21 protein-coding genes and 1 riboswitch are annotated in these 25577 nt (G+C 70.1%); of the genes, 5 read left to right on the forward strand and 16 right to left on the reverse strand.

All coding sequences use genetic code 11. The features are described from left to right. Window positions 1–888 precede the first annotated feature (888 nt). Window positions 889–2016: a succinyl-diaminopimelate desuccinylase gene (gene dapE, locus RIN46_RS08550; protein WP_309082366.1), complete on the reverse strand. Its 1128-nt coding sequence runs from the start codon at window positions 2014–2016 to the stop codon at window positions 889–891. Between the two features lie 40 nt (window positions 2017–2056). Between dapE and dapD the strand changes: the two genes are divergently transcribed. Then, the gene (gene dapD, locus RIN46_RS08555) at window positions 2057–3001 is read left to right on the forward strand and encodes a 2,3,4,5-tetrahydropyridine-2,6-dicarboxylate N-succinyltransferase (RefSeq protein WP_309082365.1); all 945 of its coding nucleotides are present in this window, start codon (window positions 2057–2059) and stop codon (window positions 2999–3001) included. A gap of 25 nt (window positions 3002–3026) precedes the next feature. Next, window positions 3027–3929 (forward strand): hypothetical protein, encoded by a 903-nt coding sequence (locus RIN46_RS08560; protein ID WP_309082364.1) that lies wholly within the window; start codon window positions 3027–3029, stop codon window positions 3927–3929. Between the two features lie 100 nt (window positions 3930–4029). Here RIN46_RS08560 and RIN46_RS08565 read toward each other — a convergent pair whose 3' ends face one another. The 3 genes from RIN46_RS08565 to fdxA form a co-directional block, all read right to left on the reverse strand. Next, window positions 4030–5313, reverse strand: a complete 1284-nt coding sequence (locus RIN46_RS08565; RefSeq protein WP_309082363.1) for a citrate synthase — start codon at window positions 5311–5313, stop codon at window positions 4030–4032. Window positions 5314–5446: 133 nt separating this feature from the next. Further along, window positions 5447–6556, reverse strand: a complete 1110-nt coding sequence (dapC, locus tag RIN46_RS08570) for a succinyldiaminopimelate transaminase (RefSeq protein WP_309082362.1) — start codon at window positions 6554–6556, stop codon at window positions 5447–5449. A gap of 6 nt (window positions 6557–6562) precedes the next feature. Continuing rightward, entirely contained in the window at window positions 6563–6886 is a 324-nt protein-coding gene (gene fdxA / locus RIN46_RS08575) for a ferredoxin (RefSeq protein WP_309082361.1), read from the reverse strand. A 169-nt stretch (window positions 6887–7055) separates the two neighbouring features. Here fdxA and RIN46_RS08580 point away from each other — a divergent pair, with 169 nt between their 5' ends. Together RIN46_RS08580 and RIN46_RS08585 are read left to right on the forward strand one after the other, a co-directional pair. Then, window positions 7056–7301, forward strand: coding sequence for a hypothetical protein (locus RIN46_RS08580; protein ID WP_309082360.1), 246 nt, complete (start codon window positions 7056–7058; stop codon window positions 7299–7301). Between the two features lie 76 nt (window positions 7302–7377). Next, window positions 7378–7884, forward strand: coding sequence for a helix-turn-helix domain-containing protein (locus RIN46_RS08585; RefSeq protein WP_309082359.1), 507 nt, complete (start codon window positions 7378–7380; stop codon window positions 7882–7884). 7 nt (window positions 7885–7891) lie between these two features. Here RIN46_RS08585 and RIN46_RS08590 read toward each other — a convergent pair whose 3' ends face one another. The 10 genes from RIN46_RS08590 to RIN46_RS08635 form a co-directional block, all read right to left on the reverse strand. Beyond that, window positions 7892–8347, reverse strand: a complete 456-nt coding sequence (locus tag RIN46_RS08590) for a hypothetical protein (protein ID WP_309082358.1) — start codon at window positions 8345–8347, stop codon at window positions 7892–7894. 242 nt (window positions 8348–8589) lie between these two features. Further along, window positions 8590–10497: a translational GTPase TypA gene (gene typA / locus RIN46_RS08595; RefSeq protein ID WP_309082357.1), complete on the reverse strand. Its 1908-nt coding sequence runs from the start codon at window positions 10495–10497 to the stop codon at window positions 8590–8592. A gap of 166 nt (window positions 10498–10663) precedes the next feature. After that, on the reverse strand, window positions 10664–12358 hold the full coding sequence (locus RIN46_RS08600) for an ABC transporter ATP-binding protein (protein WP_309082356.1): 1695 nt from the start codon (window positions 12356–12358) through the stop codon (window positions 10664–10666). 2 nt (window positions 12359–12360) lie between these two features. Next, window positions 12361–13413: an ABC transporter permease gene (locus RIN46_RS08605; RefSeq protein ID WP_309082355.1), complete on the reverse strand. Its 1053-nt coding sequence runs from the start codon at window positions 13411–13413 to the stop codon at window positions 12361–12363. After that, window positions 13410–14930, reverse strand: coding sequence for an ABC transporter permease (locus RIN46_RS08610; protein ID WP_309082354.1), 1521 nt, complete (start codon window positions 14928–14930; stop codon window positions 13410–13412). The genes RIN46_RS08605 and RIN46_RS08610 overlap by 4 nt, the downstream gene beginning before the upstream one ends. 119 nt (window positions 14931–15049) lie before the next feature. Next, on the reverse strand, window positions 15050–16789 hold the full coding sequence (locus RIN46_RS08615) for an ABC transporter family substrate-binding protein (protein WP_309082353.1): 1740 nt from the start codon (window positions 16787–16789) through the stop codon (window positions 15050–15052). Between the two features lie 354 nt (window positions 16790–17143). Further along, window positions 17144–17716: a mismatch-specific DNA-glycosylase gene (locus RIN46_RS08620; protein WP_309082352.1), complete on the reverse strand. Its 573-nt coding sequence runs from the start codon at window positions 17714–17716 to the stop codon at window positions 17144–17146. A 234-nt stretch (window positions 17717–17950) separates the two neighbouring features. Beyond that, entirely contained in the window at window positions 17951–19270 is a 1320-nt protein-coding gene (locus RIN46_RS08625) for a mechanosensitive ion channel (protein WP_309082351.1), read from the reverse strand. 309 nt (window positions 19271–19579) lie between these two features. Continuing rightward, complete coding sequence (locus tag RIN46_RS08630) at window positions 19580–20491, reverse strand: NADP-dependent oxidoreductase (RefSeq protein WP_309082350.1); 912 nt, start codon at window positions 20489–20491, stop codon at window positions 19580–19582. A 142-nt stretch (window positions 20492–20633) separates the two neighbouring features. Beyond that, window positions 20634–21491 carry a formate/nitrite transporter family protein gene (locus RIN46_RS08635; protein WP_375141899.1) on the reverse strand — a complete coding sequence of 286 codons (858 nt, stop codon included), beginning with the start codon at window positions 21489–21491 and terminating at the stop codon, window positions 20634–20636. Between the two features lie 207 nt (window positions 21492–21698). Between RIN46_RS08635 and RIN46_RS08640 the strand changes: the two genes are divergently transcribed. Then, the gene (locus RIN46_RS08640) at window positions 21699–23159 is read left to right on the forward strand and encodes a sodium:glutamate symporter (protein WP_309082349.1); all 1461 of its coding nucleotides are present in this window, start codon (window positions 21699–21701) and stop codon (window positions 23157–23159) included. A 22-nt stretch (window positions 23160–23181) separates the two neighbouring features. Here RIN46_RS08640 and RIN46_RS08645 read toward each other — a convergent pair whose 3' ends face one another. Continuing rightward, window positions 23182–24507 carry an LLM class flavin-dependent oxidoreductase gene (locus RIN46_RS08645; protein ID WP_309082348.1) on the reverse strand — a complete coding sequence of 442 codons (1326 nt, stop codon included), beginning with the start codon at window positions 24505–24507 and terminating at the stop codon, window positions 23182–23184. Next, a complete protein-coding gene (locus RIN46_RS08650) occupies window positions 24507–25331 on the reverse strand; it encodes a 3-oxoacyl-ACP reductase (RefSeq protein WP_309082347.1) in 825 nt (274 codons plus the stop codon). The genes RIN46_RS08645 and RIN46_RS08650 overlap by 1 nt, the downstream gene beginning before the upstream one ends. Before the next feature lie 83 nt (window positions 25332–25414). Next, a riboswitch (TPP riboswitch) is annotated at window positions 25415–25509 on the reverse strand. Window positions 25510–25577: the final 68 nt, after the last annotated feature.

Here is a 25577-nt window from a genome sequence, read left to right on the forward strand (position 1 = left end):
CTCAGCACCCCCGCAGAGCCCAGCACCCCCGCAGAGCCCAGCACCCCCGCAGAGCCCAGCACCCCCGCAGAGCCCAGCACCCCCGCAGAGCCCAGCACCCCCGCAGAGCCCAGCGAAAATGTCGAGACGGACGGGCCGCGCTCCGGCCTGGCTGTAACGGGCGTTAGTGGACCCACACTATGGATCCTCGGTTCTGCGGGCGCCCTCAGTATCCTCGCCGGCTCGATACTCGTCATTCGTGCGATTCGCCGTCGGGCTGAGTGACCGCACGACGGAGAGCAGCACGATTGACCGCGGACGGCCCCACGAACCGCCTTCGTTTGCTTACGTGGAGCTGCTCGAGCGTTGCACGCACGCCGAGCGCTAGACAGTAGGCGCATGGCGACGGAGCTCAAGCTACGAGGAGGCACTGTCTCCCTCGCAGCGGCCCGTAAGGAGGGCGGCGAGCATGCGGGGGCCTCGCCGCCCTCTGCCGTGCCCGGTAGCGCATGGTTCGGGGGACGATTCGCCGCAGCACGGTGAAAGCCGTGCGGCCCCGGATGGAGAGTTGGTTCCGATCCACCGCACCCAAGCAACACTCGAAGCCATCAGAGCGCCGGTGCGCATGGTCAATCCGCAACCTCCATGTCGCCGTCCTCGCACACCGAGACTCCCGGCATCCCGCTCGGACGGCAGAGTCTCATACTCCGCCCCTGCCTCATTGGAGTGGGGCGTGACCTCACTGGTTTCCGCACCGGCCCTACCGGAGATAGGCATACCGCTGTCCTCGCCCGAGGCGCATCACGACGTCCGGAGGGCGGGGCGGGTGCCTCTGTGCACGGCTGCAACTGTCACAGACCTGTGGAGGACAAGTGCGGAGGACTGGATCCACACCGCAGCGCTGGGCGGCTACCCGGGGGCGGTGAGCCAGCGGTGCAGCGCCGAGTAGCAGTCGCGGACGGCCTGCGCCGGGACGTGCTCGTCGTCGGTGTGCGCCAGCAGAGCGTCACCCGGTCCGAAGTTCACGGCCGGGACTCCCGCCTCGGAGAACCTCGAGACGTCCGTCCACCCGTACTTCGGCTTGGGCTCCTGCCCGACCGTCGCGACGAAGGCCGCCGCCGCCGGGTGGGTCAGGCCCGGCCGCGCCCCGGCGGCCGCGTCCGTGCGCTCGAGCTCGTAGCCGGGCAGGAGCGCGCGGACGTACGCTTCGGCGTCGTCCGGGCCCTTGTCCGGGGCGAAACGGTAGTTGATCTCCACCTCGCAGTGGTCCGGGATCACGTTGCCGGCGACACCGCCGGAGATGCGCACGGCGTTGAGCGACTCGCGGTAGGCCAGCCCGTCGACGTCGACCGTGACCGGTCGGTGCACGGCGAGGCGGGTCAGGACGTCCGCCATGCCGTGGACCGCGTTCTCCCCCATCCAGGCGCGCGCGGAGTGGGCCGCCTTGCCGTGCGTGGTCACGCGGAAGCGGATGGTGCCGTTGCAGCCGCCCTCCACCGTGCCGTTCGTCGGCTCGAGCAGGATGGCGAAGTCTCCGCCGAGCAGTTCCGGTGCTTTGCGGTAGAGGCGGCCGAGGCCTGACTTGTAGCCCTCGACCTCCTCGTGGTCGTAGAAGACATACGTGACGTCCCGGTTCGGGTCGACGAGGGCCGCCGCCAGCGCGAGCTGGACGGCGACGCCGCCCTTCATGTCCGTCGCGCCCCGACCGTAGAGGACCTCGCCGCGCTCATCGGAGTCCCAGGTCGCCGGGACGGTGCCCCGGGAGCCCGCGGTGGTGGGCAGGGGGACGGTGTCGAGGTGTCCGGCCAGGATGATCCGCTCGGGCCGGCCCAGCTCGGTCCGGGCGACCAAGGAGTCCCCGTCGCGGTGGACCCGGAGGTGCGGCAGCGCCGAGAGCGCGGCCTCGACCGCATCGGCCAGCGGCCGCTCGTCGTCGGAGACCGAGGCGATGTTGATCAGCTGCTCCGTGAGGTGCGCGACGTCGCCGGCCAGGTCGAGTTCTACGGGTGCCGATGCGGCGGATTCAGAGTGTGTCACGCATCCAGCCTATCGCTGGGCGCGCCCCTAGGATGGGTGCATGACTTCTGCAGCCACCCCCGCTTCCCCGCGCCACGCCGCCGGTCACGGCCTCGCGACGGTCGCCGCCGACGGCACCGTCCTCGACGTGTGGTTCCCCGCGCCGGCCCTCGGCGCCCTGGACCACGCCCAGGACCTGACCGCCGAGCTCTCGGCCGCCGTCGCCGACGACGCCGACCGCGGGACCACCCAGGAGGTCGTCTCGGTCGAGGTCGACCTGGACGCCGCCCCGACCAGCCCGGCCGATGTGTGGCTGCGCCTGCACCTCCTCTCGCATCGCCTCGCCGCGCCGAACACCATCAACCTCGACGGCATCTTCGCCCATCTGGCCAACGTGGTCTGGACGAACTTCGGCCCCTGCCACGTCCAGGGCTTCGAGACCACACGCCTGAAGCTGCGCCGCCGCGGCGCGGTCACCGTCTACGGGGTCGACAAGTTCCCGCGCATGGTCGACTACGTGGTCCCCACCGGTGTGCGCATCGCCGACGCCGACCGCGTCCGCCTGGGCGCCCACCTGGCCGAGGGCACCACGGTCATGCACGAGGGCTTCGTGAACTTCAACGCCGGCACCCTCGGCACGTCGATGGTCGAGGGACGGATCTCCGCGTCCGTCGTCGTGGGCGACGGGTCCGACGTCGGCGGCGGCGCCTCCATCATGGGCACCCTCTCCGGCGGCGGCAAGGAGAAGATCGTCATCGGTGAGCGCGTCCTGCTCGGCGCGAACGCCGGCGTGGGCATCTCGATCGGCGACGACTGCGTCGTCGAGGCGGGCCTCTATGTCACCGCCGGCACCCGCGTGGCCGTCGACGGCAAGGTGGTCAAGGCGCTGGAACTCTCCGGCGTCCCGAACCTGCTCTTCCGCCGCAACTCCACCACCGGAGCCGTCGAGGCCCTCGCCCGCGCCGGGCAGACCGTGGAGCTGAACTCTGCCCTCCACGCCAACTGACCGCACCCGCGGCCCGCGCAGCACCGTGACCCGACGACGGCGACGGCTGGGATCCTGCCTCACGGCGGTCCTGGGCGTCGCCGTCCTCGTTGCCGGTGCGGTGGCGGCCGTCAACTGGGCCACCGACTCCCGGCAGTTCGTCCGTGAGCGCTGCACCGCCGTCGTGCCGGATCCCGAGCGGCCCGGCGAGATCCTCAACCACTCCCTCGCCTCGGATCAGGCGGCCAACGCGGCCCTCATCGCGGGCACGTCCGTCCGGCGCGGCCTGCAGGCGCGTGCCGCCACGATCGGCCTGGCCACGGCCATGCAGGAGTCGAAGCTGCGCAACATCGACTACGGGGACGACGCCGGCCCGGACTCGCGGGGGCTCTTCCAGCAGCGGCCGTCGCAGGGGTGGGGCACGCAGGCCCAGGTCATGGATCCCGTCTACGCGGCGAACCGCTTCTACCAGGAGCTCGCGACATTCGACTACGCGTCGCTGCGCGTGACAGAGGCGGCGCAGAGGGTCCAGCGCAGCGCCTTCCCCGAGGCATACGCCCAGCACGAGCCCATGGCGCGCGCCTTCGCCTCTGCGCTCACCGGCCACTCCCCCGCCGCCCTGACGTGCGACCTGCGTCCCGCCGAGGGCGCGGGCGATCCGGGGCGCGTCGCGGCCGCCGTCGGCGCCCACCTGGGCCTGGACGCCCGGTCCGAGCCGGGTCGCGTGGCGGTCCCCGCAACCGGGCGCACCGTCTGGGTCGTGGCGCACTGGGCGGTCGCGCACGCCGGCGCGGAAAGCATCGTGGCGGTGCAGGCCGACGGCCGGGTCTGGGAGCGGGCGACCGGCGAGTGGGTGCCCGCGGCCGAGGCCAGCACGACGGCGGTGGCCGGACGGACGCCCGAGCCGCCGGCCGACGCCGTCGTCATCACGCTCGCCACCGGCGACTGACGCCCCCGCCCGCGGCCACGCACCCGGCCCAGGCAAGGCGCCCCGACGCAGAACGCCGCGGCCCCCGTGGGGTCGCGGCGTTCGTGCTGGGCGGTCGCGGTCAGCGGGACGGGAACTGGCGCTCCGGCTCGCCCGTGTAGATCTGGCGGGGACGGCCGATCTTCAGGGCCGGGTCCTTGATCATCTCGCGCCACTGGGCGACCCAGCCCGGCAGGCGGCCGATGGCGAAGAGGACCGTGAACATCTTCTCCGGGAAGCCCATCGCCTTGTAGATGAGGCCGGTGTAGAAATCGACGTTCGGGTAGAGCTTGCGCTCGATGAAGTAGTCGTCGGCGAGGGCCTTCTCCTCGAGCCGCATCGCGATGTCGAGCAGCTCGTCGTTGCCGCCGAGACGGCCGAGGATGTCGTGCGCGGTCTGCTTGATGATCTTCGCGCGCGGGTCGTAGTTCTTGTAGACCCGGTGGCCGAAGCCCATGAGGCGGACGCCGTCCTCCTTGTTCTTGACCTTCTCCATGTAGTCCTCGGGCGAGATGCCCTCGGCCTGGATGCGGCGCAGCATCTTCAGCACGGCCTCGTTGGCGCCGCCGTGGGCCGGACCGAAGAGGGCGTTGATGCCGGCGGAGACGGAGGCGAAGAGATTGGCGTTGGAGGAGCCGACCAGGCGGACCGTCGAGGTCGAGCAGTTCTGCTCGTGGTCCGCGTGCAGGATGAGCAGCAGGTCCAGGGCACGGACGAACTCGGGGTCCATCTCGTACGGCTCGGCGGCGATGCCGAAGGTGAGCCGCATGAAGTTCTCGACGAGACTGTGCGAATTGTCCGGGTACAGCAGCGCCTGGCCGACGGACTTCTTGTAGGCGTAGGCGGCGATGACCGGGACCTTCGCGAGCAGGCGGATCGTGGAGACCTCGACCTGCTCGTCGTCGAACGGGTCGAGCGCGTCCTGGTACCAGGTCGACAGGGCCGAGACGGCCGAGGAGAGCACCGGCATCGGATGCGCATCGCGCGGGAAGCTCCCGAAGAAGCCCTTGAGCTCCTCGTGCAGCAGCGTGTGGCGGCGGATCTTGTGGTCGAACTCCTCCAGCTCCGTCGGCGTCGGGAGCTCGCCGTAGATCAGGAGGTACGAGGTCTCGAGGAAGCTCGAGTTCTGGGCGATCTGGTCGATCGGGTATCCGCGGTAGCGGAGGATGCCGGCGTCGCCGTCGATGTAGGTGATGGCCGACTTCGTGGCGGCCGTGTTCATGAAGCCCGGATCGTAGGTGACGTTCCCGGTGGTCTTCAGCAGCGGAGCGATGTCGAAGCCGGCATTGCCCTCGACTGCCGGGACGACCGGCAGCTCGAGCTCTGCGCCATCGAACGCCAGGCGTGCGGAATTCTGTTCCGTCATGACCTCTCCTTGGTTCGGAGTGAAGGTGGTTCGGCGTGGGCATGGTGCCGCGCCGGCCGTAATCAGGCAACACCGTACCTGTCGGACTCACCACATTTCTAATCGGGTTATCTGTCGACCCGCCACAAATCGGTCAAGCGGTGGCGCTCAGTCGGCGGACGGCGGCGTCGATCCGCTCGTCCGGAGCGGTCAGCGCCAGCCGCACGTAGCCCTCCCCTGCGGCACCGTAGAAACTGCCCGGTCCGACGACGATTCCGAGGTCCGCGAGGCGTCCCACCGTGTCCCAGGTGTCCTCCCCCGCGGTCGCCCAGAGGTACAGCCCGGCCTCCGAGTGCTCGACGCGCAGGCCGAAGGCCGCCAGCGCCGGCTGGAGCCGCTCGCGGCGGCCCCGGTAGAGATCCTTCTGGGCGGCGACATGGGCGTCGTCCCCGACAGCCACGCGCATGGCCTCCTGCACGGGGAACGGGACGATCATGCCGGCGTGCTTGCGCGTGTTGACGAGCGTCGGCATCAGGTTCGGCGCGCCGGCGACGAACGAGGCGCGGTACCCCGCCAGGTTGGACTGCTTGGACAGCGAGTAGACGCTGATCAGATCGGTCAGGTCGCCGCCGCTGACGGCGTCCTCCAGGATCCCCGGGACCCCGTCCTCCCACTGGCCCCAGCCGAGCTCGGCGTAGCACTCGTCGGACGCGACGACGGCGCCGAGGCCCCGGGCGTCGTCAACGATCGCCTTGAGCTCGGCCGCGGTGCGGACGATGCCCGTGGGGTTCCCCGGCGAGTTGACCCACACCAGCCTCACCCGGCTCCGGGTGGTCTCGTCCAGGTCGGCGAGCGAGTCGGCCGCGACCGACTCGGCACCGGCCAGCCGGGCGCCGATGTCGTAGGTCGGGTACGCCACGACCGGGCGGACGACGACGTCGCCGGCGCCCAGTCCGAGCAGCAGCGGCAGCCACGCGACGAGCTCCTTCGAGCCCACCGTCGGCATGATGTGCTCCGGGTCCAGCGCGGGGACGCGCCGACGGCGCGCATACCAGCCCGCGATGGCCTCGCGCAGGGCGGCCGTCCCATGGGTCGTCGGGTAGCCCGGGGCGTCGGCGGCGGTGGCGAGGGCCTCCTGGATCAGGCGGGGCGTCGGGTCGACGGGCGTGCCGATGGACAGGTCGACCGTGCCGTCGGGATGCCGGGCCGCGCGCTCGCGGAAGGGCCGGAGCGATTCCCAGGGGTAGTCCGGCAGCGTCAGCACGCCGCGTCAGTCCTGGTTCTGCGGGGGCAGGGCCGCGATGAGCGTGTGGTCCTTGCCGGTGTTGCCGAGCTTCGCTGCTCCGCCGGGGGAACCGATCTCCTCGAAGAACTCGACGTTCGCCTTGTAGTAGTCGGCCCACTCGTCCGGGACGTCGTCCTCGTAGTAGATGGCCTCGACGGGGCACACCGGCTCGCAGGCCCCGCAGTCGACGCACTCGTCCGGGTGGATGTACAGGGAGCGCTCGCCCTCGTAGATGCAGTCGACGGGGCATTCGTCGATGCAGGCCTTGTCCTTAACGTCCACGCACGGCTGGGCGATGATGTAGGTCACGGAACCCGGTGCCTTCCTAACTGAGATCGAGAGCTTCTGGCCACGCCCGTCCGGCGCCCCCGCGTGGAGGCGCCGGACGGGCGCGATGACACTGCCTCCCAGCTTAGACCTTTTCCCCTCTCGCCGAGCAGTGGGCGTCCCGAGGCACACATGACGTTAAACTCGTGACATGCAGATCCGTTCATTACGCGACGTTGCCGTGGGTGAACGGCTCGTGGTGCGCTACCGGCTGGCGCAGCCGGGGCCCGGTGGCTCGACGCTCTCCGACGCGCTGGGCCTCTGCCGAGGCGTCGTCGAGGACGCCCCGGAGGGGGCCGTGATCAGGATCGAGACGCGCCATGGCGTCGTCGCCGTCCCGCTCGACGCCGTCACGCACGCCAAGCTGGTCCCGCCGCCTCCCCCGCGCCGGCGATGACCGCACGCCGGGCCCGGCCCGCCGTCCGGTTTGAGAAAACCAATCACTGACCGCTTCCTCCCGTATGCTTGACGGCATGTCTTCCGCCAAGGGAACCGATGAGGAGATGCAGGCCCGCGCCCGCGCCCTGAGCTCACCCCTGCGATTGCGCATCCTGCGGCTGTGCCTGCACAAGGCCCGCACCAACAAGGAGATCGCGGACCTCCTCGACATCAACCCGGCGACCTCCCTGCACCACGTGCGGACGCTGCTGGCCAACGGATTCCTCGAGGCCGAGGAGCCACGCCGCGGCAAGCGGGGCGCCAAGGAGGTCCCGTACCGGGCGACCCGGATGTCCTGGGGCACGAAGATCCCCGATGCGGCTCCGGTCCTGGTGGACACCTTCCTCCAGGAGATCGACGGCCTCACGCCGGACGAGATCCAGATCATGCGCATCGGGTTGAAGCTCAGCCCGGAGAACCAGCGCGAGCTCATCGAGAAGATCACCGCCCTCGTCGCCGACTACGCGATGCGACAGCCCGACGAGGACGGTGTGGCGACGTCGTTGTTCATCGCCCACCACCTGGACCAGACGGCGGGCTGACCGCCTCCTACGCGCGGTCCCCGCGCAGTGAGCGGGCCGCGATCAGGAGCGCCGCGACCGTGGAGGCCACCAGGCCGTAGACCCAGACGGCACCGGCCAGCGCCGGGCCGGGCATGACCTCGCGCTGCGCCCAGGCGACGATGAACCAGTTGCTGGTGTCGAGCGTGATGAGCGCGACCGCGCCGTAGGTCAGCGCCCCGGTGAGCGCGGCGGCCCACAGCCGGCCCGAGTAGGTCGCGGCCGCGACCGCGGCGGCGCCGGCGAGGACCAGCGCGGCCACGGCACCCCACGGGACGGGTGCGTCCTGGACGTAGAGGACCTGGGCGTGCAGGAGGGTGCCCAGGACCGCGGCGAGGGCGGCGGCCACCACCGAGCAGACGATCGCGGAGACGGTGCCGGTCAGGCGCCGCCCGGCGGACCGGGCAGACCTCGGATCCGATTCGTCGGCGTGCAGTGCGGACATGGGTTCCTTCTGTCGTAGAGGCTCGGCGCGATTCTACGCCGTCCCGCCCGCCGGCGCCCGCAGGCCTCCGCCGACGACCGACGCCCTGCCGCCGCGGGTGCGGCGACAGGGCGTCGGTGCGGTGCGTCCGTGCGGTGTGTCGGTGCGGTGCGTCGGTGAAGGGCCTCGGCACGGCACCGGCCGCCGTCGTACGACGGCGGCCGGTGCGGCGCTGGTGCTCCCGGCGGGGCCGGGCGCGGGGGTCAGACGCGGGCGCGGGAGCGAGCGGCCTTGGCGCGCTCGCTGGCGTTGAGGATGACCTTGCGGATGCGGATGGCCTCCGGGGTCACCTCGACGCACTCGTCCTCGCGGGCGAACTCGAGGGACTCCTCGAGGGTGAGGATGCGCGGCGGGGTCAGGTTCTCGAAGGTGTCAGCGGCCGCCGAACGCATGTTCGTCAGCTTCTTCTCCTTCGTGATGTTGACCTCCATGTCGTCGGCGCGCGAGTTCTCGCCGACGATCATGCCCTCGTAGACCTCGGAGGTCGGCTTCACGAAGAACTTGCCGCGCTCCTGCAGGTTGATCATCGCGAACGGCGTCACGACGCCCGCCCGGTCGGCCACCATCGAGCCGTTGGTGCGGTACTCGATCGGGCCGGCCCAGGGCTCGTAGCCCTCGGAGTAGGAGCTGGCGATGCCGGCGCCTCGGGTCTCCGTGAGGAACTTGGTGCGGAAGCCGATCAGGCCACGGGCCGGGACCACGAACTCCATCCGGACCCAGCCGGTGCCGTGGTTCGTCATGCCCTCCATGCGGCCCTTGCGGCCGGCCATGAGCTGGGTGACGGCGCCGAGGAACTCCTCGGGGACGTCGATGATCATGTGCTCCATCGGCTCGTGGATCTTGCCGTCGACCTCGCGGGTGACGACCTGCGGCTTGCCGACGGTCAGCTCGAAGCCCTCGCGGCGCATCTGCTCCACGAGGATGGCCAGGGCCAGCTCGCCGCGGCCCTGGACCTCCCAGGCATCGGGACGCTCGGTCGGGAGCACGCGCAGCGACACGTTGCCGACGAGCTCCTTGTCGAGGCGGTCCTTCACCTGGCGAGCGGTGACCTTGGCGCCCTTGACCTTGCCGGCCAGCGGCGAGGTGTTGATGCCGATGGTCATGGAGATCGCGGGCGGGTCCACGGTGATGCGCGGCAGCGGCTTCGGGTTGTCGTAGTCGGTGAGCGTCTCGCCGATCATGATGTCCTCGATGCCGGCCACGGCGACGATCTCGCCGGGCCCGGCCTCCTCGGCCGGAACGCGGGTCAGGCCCTTGGTGGCCAGGAGCTCGGTGATCTTCACGTGGGACATGGAGCCGTCCGACTTGGCCCAGGCGACCTGCTGGCCCTTGCGCAGCGTGCCGTTGAAGATGCGCAGCAGCGCCAGGCGGCCGAGGAACGGCGAGGCGTCGAGGTTGGTCACGTGCGCCTGCAGGACCTCGCCCGGCGTGTAGGTCGGAGCCGGGACATGCTTGAGGATCGTCTCGAAGAGCGGCTCGAGATCCTCGCTGTCCGGCAGGTCGCCGTCTCCCGGCTGGACGGTCGACGCGCGGCCGGCCTTGCCGGACGCGTAGACGACGGGCAGGTCGAGGACGGAGTCCAGATCGAGGTCGGGGACCTCGTCAGCCAGGTCCGAGGCGAGGCCGAGGAGCAGGTCCATGGTGTCGGAGACGACGCCGTCGATGCGGGCATCCGGGCGGTCGGTCTTGTTGACCACGAGGATCACGGGCAGCTTGGCGGCCAGGGCCTTGCCGAGGACGAAGCGCGTCTGCGGCAGCGGGCCCTCGGACGCGTCGACGAGCAGGACGACGCCGTCGACCATGGACAGGCCGCGCTCGACCTCTCCGCCGAAGTCGGCGTGGCCGGGCGTGTCGATGACGTTGATGAGGATCTCCTCGCCCTTGGCCGCGGGGCCGGAGTAGAACACCGTGGTGTTCTTGGCGAGGATCGTGATGCCCTTCTCGCGTTCGAGCTCGCCCGAATCCATCACGCGGTCCTCGGTCTCGCCATGGGACGAGAAGGCACCGGTCTGGCCGAGCATCGCGTCGACGAGCGTGGTCTTTCCGTGGTCGACGTGCGCCACGATGGCGACGTTGCGAAGATTATCGCGCCGGGTGATGGTTTCAGTCATGCGTAGAGGACTCGCTTAAAATAGAGGGAGCGGGCGCGCGGAGGGCCCAGACATCTCCATTCTAGTCGAAGATGCACGACGGCGGCGCGCCGGGTGCCGTTCGGCGTTCCCCGGCGCCCCGCCGTCGTGTCCTCCCCCGCTTCCCGACCCGCTCTCGCGGGACCGGTCAGGGCTGCCCCAGCAACTCCCGTCGGGCCTCGCGGCGCTCCCGCTGCTCGCCGGGCTCGGGCACCGGTGCCGCGGCGAGGAGGCGCCGGGTGTAGTCGTTCTGCGGGTGGTGCAGGACGTAGTTGGTGCTCCCCCGCTCCACCGCGTGGCCGTCCTTCATGACGACGACGTGGTCGGCGAGCATGTCCACCACGGCGAGGTCGTGGCTCACGAAGAGGCACGCGAACTCGTACTGGGCCTGGAGCTCCTTGATCATCTCCAGCACGGCGGCCTGCACCGAGACGTCGAGGGCCGACGTCGGCTCGTCGGCGATCAGCAGTTCGGGCTGCAGCGTCAGCGCGCGTGCGATGGAGACGCGCTGGCGCTGGCCGCCGGAGAGCTCGTGCGGGTACCGGTTGACGACGTCGCGTGGCAGGCGCACGGCGTCGAGGAGCTCCTGGGCGCGCTCCATCCGGCTCTTCCGGTCGCCCTCCTTGTGGATCACCATCGGCTCGATGATGCAGTCGCCGATCGGGAAGCGCGGGTTCAACGACGCCGCCGGGTCCTGGAAGACCACTCCGATCTTCCGCCGGACCTCCTTGGCCTCCCGCGGGCGCAGCTTGGCCAGGTCGCGACCGCGCACGGCCAGCGTGCCGCTGGCGATCGGCAGCAGGCCCAGGACGGCCTTGGCGATGGTGGACTTGCCGGAACCGGACTCGCCCACGACGCCGAGGATCTCCTGCCGGCCCACGGAGAAGGACACGTCCTCCACGGCGCGGAACCGCTTGCCCCGCATCTCGTACTCGAGGACCAGGTTGTTGGCCTCCAGCACGAGGTCCCGGAAGGGATCCTCGGGCGCATCCGAGTAGGCCTCGTGGAGATCCACGTGGCTCAGCTTCGGGACCGATTCGAGGAGCTTGCGCGTGTACGGGTGCTCCGGCCGGTTCAGGACGTCGTCCACGGTGCCGGTCTCGACCAATCGGCCGCGGAACATCACGGCCACGCGGTCGGCGAGGTCGGCGACCACGCCCATGTTGTGCGTGATGAGGAGGATGCCGACGTCGAGGTCGTCCTTGAGCCGGCGGAGCAGGTCCAGGATGTCGGCCTGGACCGTCACGTCGAGGGCCGTGGTCGGCTCGTCGGCGATGATCACCTCTGGCTCGCAGGAGATGGCCATCGCGATGACGATGCGCTGGCGCTGCCCACCGGAGAACTGGTGCGGGTACTGCTTGATCCGCCGCTCGGGGTCCGGGATGCCGACCAGGCGCAGGAGCTCGACCGCCCGGGCCGTGGCGTCCTGGCCGTAGGCGAGGTCGTGCAGCTCGAGCGCCTCGGTCATCTGGCGCTCGATGCTCAGCACCGGGTTCAGTGCGGTCATCGGCTCCTGGAAGATCATGGCGATCTTCGTGGCGCGCATCCTGCGCACCTTCTCCGGGTCCAGTCCGACGACGTCGATGCCGCCCACGCGCGCCTCGCCGGCGACCGTGGCGTTCTCCGGCAGCAGGCCCATGGCCGCCGTCGAGGTGACGGACTTGCCGGATCCGGACTCGCCGACGAGGGCGACGACCTCGCCGCGGGCTACCTCCAGCGAGAGCCCCTTGACGGCATGGACTCCGCCGAACTCGGTGGCGAAGCGGACGTCCAGGTCGGTGAAGCCGAGGGCGGGCTCGCCGCGCCGCTCGTGGCCCGTGTCGGGTGACGATTTGCTGTTCATGGTCAGCCCTTCGCTTTCGTGAGGCCGAAGAGGCCGCGCTTGTGCTTGCGGCTCTGGCGGGGGTCGAACGCGTCGCGGAGGCCGTCGCCGATGAAGTTCACGGAGAGGGCGATGGCCAGGATGATCATCCCCGGCCACCAGAAGAGCCACGGCCGGTTGGTGAACGCGTTCTGGTACTGGCTGATGAGCAAGCCCAACGACGACTCGGGGGGCTGGACGCCGAAACCGAGGAAGCTCAGCGAGCTCTCGAGCAGGATGGCGCTGGCGATCGCGAAGGTCGCGTTGACGACGATCACGCCGATCGTGTTGGGCAGCAGGTGCTTGAAGATGATGCGTCCGGAGCCGGCGCCCATCGCCTGGGCGGCGGAGACGAACTCGCGTTCGCGGAGCGAGAGGACCTCGCCCCGCACCAGGCGGGCCAGGCCCGTCCAGGTCACCAGGCCCAGGACCACGGCGAGCGTGATGATCGATCCGCCCAGGTTGCCGGCCATCTGGCCGAGGACAGCGGCCAGGACCAGGAGCGGGATGACGATGAAGAGGTCGGTGAGGCGCATCAGGATCGAGTCGACCCAGCCGCGGAAGTAGCCCGCGACAGCGCCGATGATCGCTCCGATGGCCGTGGCCACGATGCCCACGACGACGCCGATGATGATCGATTTCTGCGTTCCGCGCATCACGAGCGCGAAGTAGTCCTTGCCCGTGTTCTCCTGCCCGAACGGGTGATCGCCCCAGGCGATGCCCGAGCCGCCGAGCCACTGCGGGATCAGGCTCAGGGTGGGCCGGCCGCCGTCCACGGTGGTCGCCGCGTCGAGGTAGCTCTTGCCCCACCAGCCGGGGACCCCGGCAAATCCGACGGAGGTATAGGCGAAGAGGGTGATGAAGACGAGGACCCCGAGCGAGATCATCGCTCCCTTGTGGGCGACGAACCGCCGCCGGACGAGCTGGCCCTGCGAGAGGGACTGGGTGTCCTTCGCCAGGAGCGCGGCGTCCTCGGCCTCGGCCAGCGAGTAGACGTCCCCGCTCCCGGGCGTGTTCATGTTCTTGTCGATGCTCATACCCTGATCCTCGGGTCCAGAATTGCGTAGAAGATGTCGGCCAGCAGGTTGAAGAGGATGGCCGCGGTGCCGGTGACGAGGAAGAACGCCATCACGGGTGCCGGGTCCACCTGGTCGAGGCCGGTGATGAAGAGCTCACCCATTCCCTTCCAGCCGAACACGGTCTCCGTGATCACCGCGCCGCCGATGAGGGCCGCGAAATCGAAGGCCGCGATCGTGGCGATGGGGATCAGCGCGTTGCGGAAGGCGTGCCGGAAGATGACCGTGCGCTCGGGCAGCCCCTTGGAGCGGGCCGTGCGGATGTAGTCCTGACGGCTGACCTCGAGCATGGAGGCCCGGGTGTAGCGGCTGTAGCTCGCCAGCGAGATGACGGTCAGCAGGATCGTCGGCAGGATCAGCTGGGTGCCGTAGTCGAGCGCGGTCTCCCAGAATCCGCCGGCGAAGTTCGGCGTCTGCGAGCCGATGGTCGAGATCGGCCGCGGCTTCAGGTCCAGGAACCCGGGCCAGCTGCGGAAGAAGTGGTCCAGCACGGTCAGGCCGGCGCCCACGACGCCGGTGGTCATGCTGACCCCCGCAGCCGTGCCCTTGTAGCGACCGCCCATGGAATGGCCGATGAACCACGGGATCACGAAGGCCAGAGCCAGGCCGGCGGCCATGATCCACCAGTTCATGTAGTAGACGAACACGTTGACGAGCACGATCTGGAGGACGCTGACCAGCGCTGCCGTGATGAGCGCGGGGTAGAGCACCTTCCGGGTCTTGAGCCCGACGCTCATCGCCGTGGCGCTGAGCGCGACGGCGAAGGTCAGGAGGGCGACGCCGACGTAGCCGAGGCGGGGCTCGCGGAAGTAGCCGAGCGCCAGGAGCGTGGGCAGCGCGGCTCCGATGAAGACCGCGGTCACCGCGAACGTGAGGATGCGGCGCCGCAGGCTGCCGGCAAGGAAGACCTGCATGAGGAATCCGGCGATCGCCGCGATCACGAGGATCTGCCCGAGCGTGAAGTCGGGATCGCGCAGCCAGTCGTTGTAGCCGATGGCCATGTACTCCTTGAGGAGCACGGCAGCCCAGAAGACCGGCAGCGAGAAGAACAGGAAGGTGGCGAACGTGACGCCGTAATCGAGCCCGGAGTACTGCCGGATGGCGGTCAGGATGCCGATCGCGATGCCGATGATGAGCGCGAGGACCGTCGCCAGCAGGACCAGGCGCAGCGTGGAGCTGGCGGCCAGGGCCAGCAGGCTGTCCACCGAGACGCCGGAGCGGTTCGTTCCGAGGTCGCACTGGAGGGCGAAGCACTTGCCGACCCCGGCGAGCCAGTCCCAGTAGCGCTGATACCAGGGCACGTCGAGGTTCATGAACTCGATGCGCTGCTGGATCAGATACTCGCGGTTCTCGGCGTTGCTCTCCCGCAGGTCTTCCAGGGGATCGCCCGAGTTGATGACCAGTACGTAGAGCAGGAGGGAGGCGCCGAACAGGATGCCTATCGCGGCGCCGACCCTCCGGATGATGAATTTGAGCACTTGAAGTCGTCCCTTTCATACCCGCGGGGCCGTTCGTGAACGGCCCCGGACGGGCGTGTGGGGCCCGGCGCGCTGTGCGCCGCGCCCCACACGTCTATTTCGTGAGCACTAACCGCGGACTACTCGGCCCGGTGCCACTCGTGGGCGTTCCAGACGATCTGGTCCTGGGTCGCCGTGCCCTCGACGTTCTCGATGTCGGAGGCCGAGGCATCGAGGCCCGGGTGGGCGAACAGCGGGATGCCGAACAGGTCGTCCCACAGCAGCTTCTCGATGTTCTTCGTCTCCTCGAGGTGGACCGACTCGTCGAGCGACGTAGTCAGACGGCCCCAGGCCTCGTCGACCTCCGGGTTCGAGTACTCGCCGTAGTTCTGCGGCTTGCCCGTGGCGTAGATGTTCTCGCCGGAGGTGATCTGGCCGGAGCCGGCCCAGGCGAACAGGGCGACCTCGTAGTCGCCGCGCTCCTGCGTGCCGCCCGGCTGGAAGAAGTCGGCGTTGCCGGCGTCGACGATCTTGAATCCGGCCTGGTCACAGGACGACTTGATCATGGCGACCTGGTCGGTGCGGCGGGGGTTCGGTGCGGAGTAGCCGATCCGGACCTCGGTGCCCGCGGCGCCCTGCTCGTCGACGATCGCCTTGGCGCCCTCGATGTCGACCTCGTCGTACTGGCCCTCGTAGGAGGCGGAGACGACCTCCTCGTAGTTCTCCTGGAACGGGAACACCTCGCGTGCGTTGAGCACCTGAGCCTCGGGGTTGATCGGCTGGATCAGGTTCTCGACGATCTGCTGGCGCGGCACGCACATGGCGAAGGCCTTGCGCAGCTCCAGGTTGTCGGCGAAGAGCGCCCCGTCGACGAAGTTGAAGTCGAGGTGCTCCCAGGTCAGCGTGTCGCGCTGGTGGATGTTCACGGCATCGCCGAGGCCCTCGAGCTGGCTCAGCGTGTCAACGGTCGGCTGCGGCGCGATGACGTCGAGGTCGCCGTTGTCCAGGGCCTGGACCATAGCGCCCTGGTCGACGAAGCGGAAGACCAGCTCGTCGTTGGCCGCCTGCTCGCCGTAGTAGTTCTCGTTCGGCACGAGTGTCAGGGACTGGCCGGCCTCCCAGGATCCGAACTTGTACGGGCCGCTGACCGGCACCTGGGCCTCGTCCGGGAGCGTGCCCGGGTTGGTGTGCCACCCGGTGTTCCAGAACTCGGCCGCGGGAGCGAGCGCCTCGGCGTCGCCGTCGCGGGCGGCCTGGACGAACTCCTCGATGCTCATCCCGGCCTGCTCGGCCACGACGTGCGCCGGGTGGAGCATCCAGACCTGGATCTCCCAGTCCGGGTTCGGCTCGGCGAACTCGACGGTGAACTTCTTGCCGGCCGGGTCGCCCTGCGGGCCCTCGGGGACGTCGTCGCCCAGGTCCTGCGAGACCGAGTTGAAGAGCGGCGAGTCGCCGCTCGTGAGCTTCGCGTTCTGCACCGTCCACGCCAGGACGGCGTCGGCCACGGTGATCGGCGTCCCATCGGACCAGACGGCGTCGTCGGAGATGGTGTACTCGACGACCATCGGGTCCTCGCTCACCATCTCGTAGGAGCCGAGGTCCTCGTTCGGGATGATCTCGCCCTCGGTGCCGAAGTTGTAGAAGCCCGCCTGCATCCGGTCGACGATGCCCGAGTTGTAGGTGCTGTAGGACTCCGGCGTGAAGCCGTTGTAGCTGACGAAGTCGTTCGGCCCGATCGAGACCGCGATGGACTGGTCCGCGCTGCCGCCGTTGGCCTCGCCGTTCCCGCCGTCGCCGGCGTCGGTGGGTGCACAGGCGCTCAGCGCGAGACCCAGCGCGGCACCTGCTGCAACTGCCATGGAAATACGCTTCAGACGCATTCCGCCTCCTTGTGTTTCATGGTGGATGGCCCCGGCACGGGGCCGGACCCGGCAAACCACCCAACGTGGTCTACCTCACACGAGACACCTTAGCCCCTGAAGCGGTTCTTGAATATGGGATTCATCAGGACCCTTTGAAAGTTATCCAGTCGCAACAATCGCCCCCTCGGAGTCCCTCCGAAGATGCCGCGCGATCCGAGCCCCCGGGAGCCGCGGAAACTCAAGGGAGTCTTTCAGATTGGCTGTTTTCAATCACTCCCCCGCGGTCTGCCGCGGTTGGCGCGGGGTGTCACAAGAAATTCTCAATCGGTCGCTTCGTGACGCGGCGTGGCGCGCGGCCGGAGCCGCCACGCCTCATCCAGCCAGGTCGAGGCCGGCGCGCTCGGCGATCTCGCGGTAGTCCCGCGCGAGGGTGGCGGTGGTCGCGTGGGCGTTCAGCCCGCTGGGGTTCGGCGCCACCCAGAGCTCGACGCCGGGCCACCGCTCCTCCTGCTTCCCGGTCGTGGCCCGCGGAGTGCGGAAGGCGACCCGGTAGGCCGTCACGCCGAGCATCGCGACCACGGAGGGCCGGCGTTCGGCGACGAGCGCGTCGAGCCGGTCGGCGCCGTCGCGCAGTTCCTCCGGGCTGAGCTCGTCGGCGCGCGCCGTGGCCCGGCGGGAGAGATTGGTGATCCCGATGCCGCGGCCGAGGAGCTCCGTGACGTCGGCGGTCGAGTACCCCGCGGAAGCATCGATGCGGTAGGCGGTGATCCCGGCGGCGTGCAGGGCCGGATAGAAGCGGTTGCCCGGGTGGGCGAACGGCGCGCCGGTCGCTGCCGTCCAGAGGCTCGGGTTGATCCCGACCAGCAGCAGCCGCAGGTCCTCCGGGAGCAGGTCCGGCACCTCCGTGTCCCTCAGGGCCTCCAGTTCGCTCCGGCTGAATCCCATGCGCGCCTCCTCTGCTCGTGCTCCGTCCCCGCCTCGCCGTCGGACGTTCCCCTGCCCATCGTGGCAGAGCACGGCGCCCGAGCACGACGGCCGAGCACGATGGCCGAGCACGACGACGGCGGCGCGTGCCGCCCGGGTCTCCGGGTCGATGCGCGCCGCCGTCGCTGCGGTGGTTCGGTGCGGGTGACGGATCACCCGCACCGCGGGGTCGTGCGGTCGGTTCGACCGCTGTGGTCAGATCACCGGGCCGGCCTGGCCCGGGGTGGAGTCCGGCCCGCCGGGGCGGCGCGTCGGATTCGTGCCGGCACTCGGGCCGGCACTCGGGGCGGCCGGGGGCGTCGGCGGAGCCGTGGGCGAGCCATCGGCGTGCCGCGCGGTTGCCTCGGCCTTCTCACCGGCCTTCTGCGCGGACTCCTCCGCCTTGGTGCCGAGCTCCTCGACGTCGACCTTCTTCAGCACCCGGGCTGCGGCCTCGCGGCCGCCCAGGCCGAAGGCCAGCGCCGCGGCCAGCGCCGCGCCGACCACGATGGCGCCGAAGGCGAGGTTGATGATCGAGTCGGCGATGCCCATGTAGCGCAGGCCCATGGCGATGAACAGGGCGATCGTCGCGTAGCGGAGGATCCCGCTGGCGGCCTTGTTGGTGACGAACCGGCCGATGATGCTGGCGATGAGGAAACCGGCTGCGATGATGACGCCGCCGAAGAGGACCGCGCCGCCGAGCTCGAGGATCTCCTCGAGCATGCGGGTGACCTCGGGGAAGTTCAGCAGGCGGGCCGCCATGACCGCGAAGAACACCATGATGGCGAACTGCACGATGCGGGTGATGACGGTGGAGGCGCTGGTGCCCTCGGGGACGACCCCGAGCTCACGCAGCGAACGGTCGGTGCCGAGGCCGCGCAGCAGGTCCTCGAGCAGGTTGCCCAGGAACTTGGAGATCACGTAGCCGATCGCCAGCAGGATGGCCGCACCGATGATGGCCGGGATCGCGTTGAGGAACATGTTCAGCATGTCCTGCGCGGGGTTGGAGATGGCCTCGATCCCGAGCACCTGCAGGGCCGCGATGGAGACCACGATCATGATGATGCCGAAGACCAGGTTGCCCACGAGGGAGGCGACCTTGTTGTTCTGCTCGACGGACTCGACGGGGTCGACGGGCTCGTCGCGCTTCTTGAACTTGCTGGTTAGCTTGCTCAGGTCGACGGCGCCCAGCGCGGCCTCGATGAGCTGGCGGACGATCTTGGCCAGCACGTAGCCGATGATGAAGAGGACGGCCGCGCCGATGAGGTTCGGAAGGAAGCCCAGCACGCCGTTGAGCAGGCCCTGGATCGGTGCGAGCACCTGCTGGAGGGCGAACAGCTGGAGGATGGCCATCAGGCCGAACAGCCAGACCAGCAGCGACGCGATCTGACCGAGTGATTCACCGACCTGCCGGCCGTCGCCGCCCTGCTTCTGAAGCGCTGGGATCTTGGTTACGAGTTTGGCGACGGCCCATTTGACCGCCTTGGCGATGATCCAGGTGACCAACAAGATCACGATGGCCAAAGCCACCTTCATGGCCATACTGGGCCAATCGATGTTTCCCCACGTTCCTGTGTCCTGCATCGTCGGGCTCCTTCGTTGTGTCTTCGATTCCCGCCGACTGTGAGCCGGCTCATCCCCCATTCGTCACACTAGAACGCTTACATTCGTATGACTAGGGCTCTTGCGAACAAATACTGTCGATCTTGAGCCGTTCCGCGCGGGAGTTGAGGCGGGCTTGATGGCGGCGGGAGCCGGAGACGCACAGGAGCCCCGCCCGGTCGGGCGGGGCTCCTGTGCGTCTCCGGTCGGGCGGGGCTCCTGCGGTCCGGGTGCTCTCCCGGCTCAGCGCGTGGCGTCGATGATGATCTTCCCGGAGGAGCCGGACTGGTTCGCCTCCATCGCCGCGGCGGCCTCCTCGAGCGGGAACTCGCGGTCGACGACCACGCGCAGGGCGCCGGCCTCGACCTTCTGCAGCAGCGCCTGCAGGCGCGCCCCGTCGGGGCGGACCCACACCCAGTGCCCGCCGGACTCCTCCACCGTGGGATCGGCGATGGAGATGTGCCGCCCGCCCTCGGCGAGGACGGCGAGCGTGGTGTCGAGGACTCCGCCGACGAAGTCCGCGACGGCGTTCACGCCGCCGGGGGCGGCGTCGAGGACCCGCTCCGCCAGCCCGTCGCCGTAGGTCACGGGGATCACGCCGATCTCGCGGAGCCGCTCGTGGTTCCGCTCCGACGCCGTGCCGATCACGGTCGCACCGATCTCGACGGCGAGCTGCGCCGCGGCGAAGCCCACGCCGCCGGACGCCGCATGGATGAGGAGCGTGTCCTCCTCGGTCAGCTCGAGCGTCTCGAGGGACCGCAGCGCGGTGAGGCCGACGAGCGGCAGGCCGGCCGCGACGTCGTACCCGACGCCCTCGGGGATGCGGGCGATGCTCGTGGCCGGCACGGACACGTACTCGGCGTACGTGCCGCCGGAGACCACGTCCTTGCGGGCGTAGGACGCCACGCGGTCGCCCACCGAGAACTCCGGGGTGTCGGGTCCGACCGCCTCGACGACGCCGGAGACGTCCCAGCCGGGGACCACGGGGAAGGCCACGTCGAGCAGGCCGCCCAGACCGCGGGCCATGAGTTTCCAGTCGACGGGGTTGACGGAGGCGCGCTCGACCTTGATGAGCACGTTGCCGGGGCCCACCTTGGGGGCGGGCAGATCGGTCAGGGTCAGGGTGTGGGGCTCGCCGTATTCGGCGTACGTCATGGCTCGCATACCGGCGTCAACTCCCCCGGACCGGGACGCATTCCCCGGGTGGGGCGACCTCCGCCGAGTTCACCGACTGTTCAACTCGACCTGTTCAGCTCGACAGGGTCCGCTCGGCGCTGCCCAGCACCGCTCGGCCCGGCTACTCGCTCGACTCCCGCTCCAGGTCCTCGAGCGAGATGCGCCCGGTGCGCAGCGCCTTCAGGACGCGGCGGGTGCGGGCCACCCGCGGCAGGGCGATGATGACCAGGCCCCCGAGCATGTTGAACGGGATGACGACGGCGAACCAGGCGAGGAAGTCGGTGACGGAGATGTCCGCGCCCGCGAGCATCGCGGCGAAGATGACGATCGCGTTGAGCGCCCCGTGGAGCATCCCGAGCCCGATGACCAGCAGCCCCGAGATCATGCACGTCAGCGCCGCGACGACGTCGTCGGACGTGCCCTGCTGCATCCGGGTCGAGAGCGTGATGGTGGCGCCGGCCAGCAGCGAGAGCGCGATCATGACCGGCAGCGACGGCTGGTCGAGGTAGCCGACCGCGGAGTCGATGATCGTGCCGTGGTAGTCGGGCAGCCCGACGACGATCAGCCAGCCGAACCCCAGGCCGCCCAGGAGATTGGTCACGAGGCTCACGGACCACAGGCGCAGGACCTGCAGCCACGTGCCCTGGCCGGCGATGACCGCGTTGAGCGGGAGCAGGAACTCCTCGGTGAAGAGCTCGGAATGGGCGAGCTTGAGCGCGAGCAGGCCGACGCCGAAGGCCATGCCGGCCAGGATGTCCGATCCGGTCGCCTGCTTGACCAGGACCATGGCCAGGATGCCCAGTCCGACGTCGACGCCGCCGAAGAAGCCGGTCACGATGAGCTCGGGCCACCGGCGGTTCAGCCGCTCGGCGCCGGTGACGACGGTGTTCACGGCCTCGTCGAGCAGCGCATCCTCGATGTCCAGATCGCTGTGGCCGAGTCGTTCGCGCTGTGCTTCCTCGTTCATGCCGTCGTTCATGCGCACAGCATACGGCCGCCCGGTCGGCTCCGGCGGCGGATTCTGGGTCCACGCCGCGCGCCGCAGAGCGCTCGGGCCCCGGAGTCCGTATGGTTCCGGGGTGACCCGGATCATCCGGGTCACGTCCGCCGGGAGCCCGCGCGGCGCCGTGATCCGGAGTCAGCCCGCGGCCCGGCAGAGATCGAGAACTGCAAGGAGAACTCACACATGTCCCCTGCCCAGATCGGGTTCGCCATCCTGGTGCTCGGTGCCTTCCTCATCATCGGGAAGCTCGTCCGCGTCAAGGTCAGATGGGTGCAGCGGCTCTTCCTGCCCAGCTCGATCGTCGCCGGAGCGCTGCTCCTGGTGCTCGGGCCGCAGGTGCTGGGCAAGCTGGCGGGCGGTCCGCTGGCCGAGGCCGGGATCTTCACGCCGCAGATCCTCGAGGTCTGGGGTGCGCTGCCGGGGCTGCTGATCAGCGTCGTCTTCGCGACGATGTTCCTGGGGCAGGATCTGCCGAGGCTCTCCCGCGCGGTCACGCTGGTCGGCCCGCAGCTCAGCCTCGGAGTCGCTCTCGGGTCGGGGCAGTACGTCGTGGGCCTGCTGCTGGCGATCCTCGTCCTGGTCCCCTTCTTCTCGGCGACGCCCATGGTGGGAGCGCTCATCGAGGTGGGCTTCGAAGGAGGCCACGGCACCGCGGCGGGCATGCGCGAGACCTTCCAGTCGCTCGGCTTCGACTCCGGCGCGGACCTCGCCGTCGGCCTGGCGACGGTGGGCATCGTCGGCGGCATCGTCATCGGGATCGGTCTGATCAACTGGGGCGCCCGCACGGGCCGGACCGAGTTCCTCAGCGGGCAGGTCTCCGCGTCCGTCGAGGAGCAGCGCGGGCTCTTCCGCCGCGACGAGTACTACCCGGCCGCCACCATGACGTCCCGGCCCGCCTCCGTCGAGCCGCTCGCCCTGCACGTGGCCATCTGCGCCATCGCCATCCTGGTCGGCTGGGCGATCCTCGAGGCGCTGCGCTGGATCGAGTCGGCCACCTACGGCACCACGGAGATCCGGGACGGCGTCACGCTGGAGATCTTCGGCAGCGTGCCCCTCTTCCCCCTCGCGCTGCTCGGCGGCGTGATCGTCCAGGCCGCGGCCAAGGCGCTCAAGGTCGACCACCTGATCGACCACCAGATGATGCTGCGGATCCAGGGCCTGGCACTGGACTTCCTGATCGTCTCGGCGATCGCCACGCTGTCCATCACCGCGATCGGCGAGAACCTGGCGACCTTCCTGCTCCTGGCGGCCGCCGGCATCGCCTTCACGGTATCGGTCTTCTACTTCTTCGCCCCGAAGGTGATCGGCCGGTTCTGGTTCGAGCGCGCGATCGGCGACTTCGGCCAGTCCATGGGCGTCACGGCGACCGGCCTGATCCTCATGCGCATCGTCGACCCGGAGGCGAAGTCCCCGGCCTTCGAGGCGTTCGGGTACAAGCAGCTGGTCTTCGAGCCGTTCTTCGGCGGCGGGCTGGTGACGGCCATGGCCGTGCCGATCATCTTCTTCGTGGGTCCCTGGCCGCTGCTGATCGGCATGGGGATCCTGTTCCTGGTCTCCACCGTCGGCGGGATCCTGGCCTTCGGCCCGACGGCCAGGCGGGAGCACCGGGAGCGGGCGGCGGAGCTCCAGCGCACGCCGGCGTGATGCCGGCGGGGCCGCGGCGCTCCTAGCCGACCCGGCCGACGTCGTCCGTCAGGTGCGCGCGCAGGGTGCTGCCCGCGTATCCGTCGCGGAACCGGCCGCGCTCCCGCAGCACCGGGACCACGTGCTCGACGAAGTCGTCGATCCCCTCCGGAAGGGCCGGCGGCATCAGGTTGAACCCGTCGGCGGCGCCGGCGTCCACCCAGCGCTCGATCTCGTCGGCGATCGACTCCGGCGTGCCGACGAACGTGGCGTGCCCGCCCCCGGCGGCCAGGTAGCCGAGGAGCTCGCGGACCGTCGGCCGCTTGGACTCGATGATCCGCAGCACGGTGGCGTAGCGCCCCTGCGGCCCGGTGAACTCCTCGAGCGGCGGCAGCGGCGGCACCGGTCCGTCGAGGTCCCAGCTCGAGGTGTCGGCTCCGACGAAGAACGCGAGCTGGCGCAGCGAGTCCTCCACGGGCAGCAGCTCGTTGAGGGCGCGCTGGCGCTCGCGGGCCTCGCGCTCGGTGGAGCCGATGAAGGTGACGAGCCCGGGCATGACGACGACGGCGTCGGGGTCCCGTCCGCAGCGCGACGCGCGCGCCCGGATGTCCTCTCGGTAGGCGCGCGCCGACTCGAGGTCCCAGGCGACGGCGTAGATGCCCTCCGCGTACCGGGCGGCGAGGTCGCGGCCCGGCTCGGAGGCGCCCGCCTGGAACAGCACCGGACGGCCCTGCGGCGGCTGGGGCACGTTGAGCGGGCCGGCGACGTCGAACCACTCGCCGTGGTGGTCCACGGGCCGCAGCTGTGCCGTGTCGACGTAGGCGCCGTCCGCATCGGCGAGGATCGACTCGCGTGGCCACGAGTCCCAGAGTGCGGTCATCGCGGTGACGAATTCCTCGGCCCGGCCGTACCGCTCCGCGTGGCCGGGGAGGCCGGGCAGGGAGTGGTTGCGGGCCTCCTCGTCGGTCATCGAGGTCACCACGTTGACGCCGGCGCGGCCCCCGGAGATGTGGTCGAGGCCGGCCAGCTGCCGGGCGGCATGGAAGGGAGTCCAGAAGGTGCTGGAGACGGTGGTGACCAGGCCGATCCGCTCGGTCGCCCGGGCCAGCGCGGTGAGCGTGGTGATCGGCTCGAGGAACCAGCGCGGGCCGCGGTCGATGCCGTCGAGGCCCACGGACTGGCCGTCGGCCAGGAAGATCGCGTCGAGTCCGCCGCGCTCGGCCGTGCGGGCCAGCTCCTCCCAGTAGGCGATGTCGCCCAGCCGGTCGACGCTCGAGTCGGGGGCGCGCCAGGCGGCCGCGTGGTGCCCGCACCCGAACGCGAAGAGGTTCAGGTGCAGGGCCCGGCGTGCGACGGCGTCGTCCCCCATCAGTTCTTCACCAGCCCACCGTCGACCACCAGGTTCTGCCCGGTGGCCGCGCGGGACCACGGGGACGCGAAGAAGAGGACCGTGTCCGCGAACTCCTCGGGGGTCGTCACCGAGCCCAGCGGGGTGCCGGCCGCGATCGCATCGAACACGGCCTCGGGGGTGGCGGCGCTGGCGTCCGTGGTGCGCAGCAGCCCGCCGCTGACCATGTTGACCCGGACGCCGCGCGGGCCGAGATCCGCCGCGAACGTGCGCGTCAGCGAGAGCAGGGCGGCCTTGGCGGCCGTGTAGTCGTGGTACGGGACCACCGGGTTCTGGAAGAGGTTGGTGCCGATGTTGACCACCCGGCCGGAGCCGAGCGCGTCGAAGTCCGGCAGTGCGGCCTGGATGACGTTCACCGCCCCCTCGATGGCGCCGGAGAACTGTCCGGCGAAGGCGTCGTAGCCGATCTCGTGCGCCTGGGCCCGGGCGTCGCCGTTGAAGGAGAAGTCGACCAGGGCGTTGTTGACGACGGTGGCGACCGGGGACCCGAAGGCCGCGCCGCCGCGTGCGATGAGCGCGTCGACCTGCTCGCGGTCCCGCACGTCGGCCCGGACCGCCACCGCTTGCCCGGGGTGGGCGGCGACGATCTCCTCGGCCGCGTCGCGGCTGGAGCGGTAGCCGATGACGACGCGGGCGCCGTGGCGCAGGAAGGCCTCGGTGATGCTCCGGCCGAGTCCGCGCGCGCCGCCGGTGACGACGACGACCTGCTCGGCGATCGGCGGTGCGCTGGTGGGGGCGGCGGAGGCGTCCTCGTGGACTGCGGTACCGGCTTGGGTGGTCGTCATGTGCGGGCCCTTCTGCTGGCGGCGAGGGCGCATGCGGACGCTCGGCGGCGCCGCCCGTGGCGTCACGCGACGGGCGACCCGCGGAGGATCGCTGCAGACATCCCTACGCCAGTGCTAACTGGATCAGGTTCGACGGGTTCTCTCTCAGCCACCGCTGGTGGCGCCCCGAGTCATTGCCTGAGGACCGTACCACGAGCGCCCGGTCCACCGAGACGCGGCTCACGACGACGGCGCCCGCGTGACGGG

This window comes from Zhihengliuella sp., from assembly GCF_031178195.1.
GTDB lineage: Bacteria > Actinomycetota > Actinomycetes > Actinomycetales > Micrococcaceae > Zhihengliuella.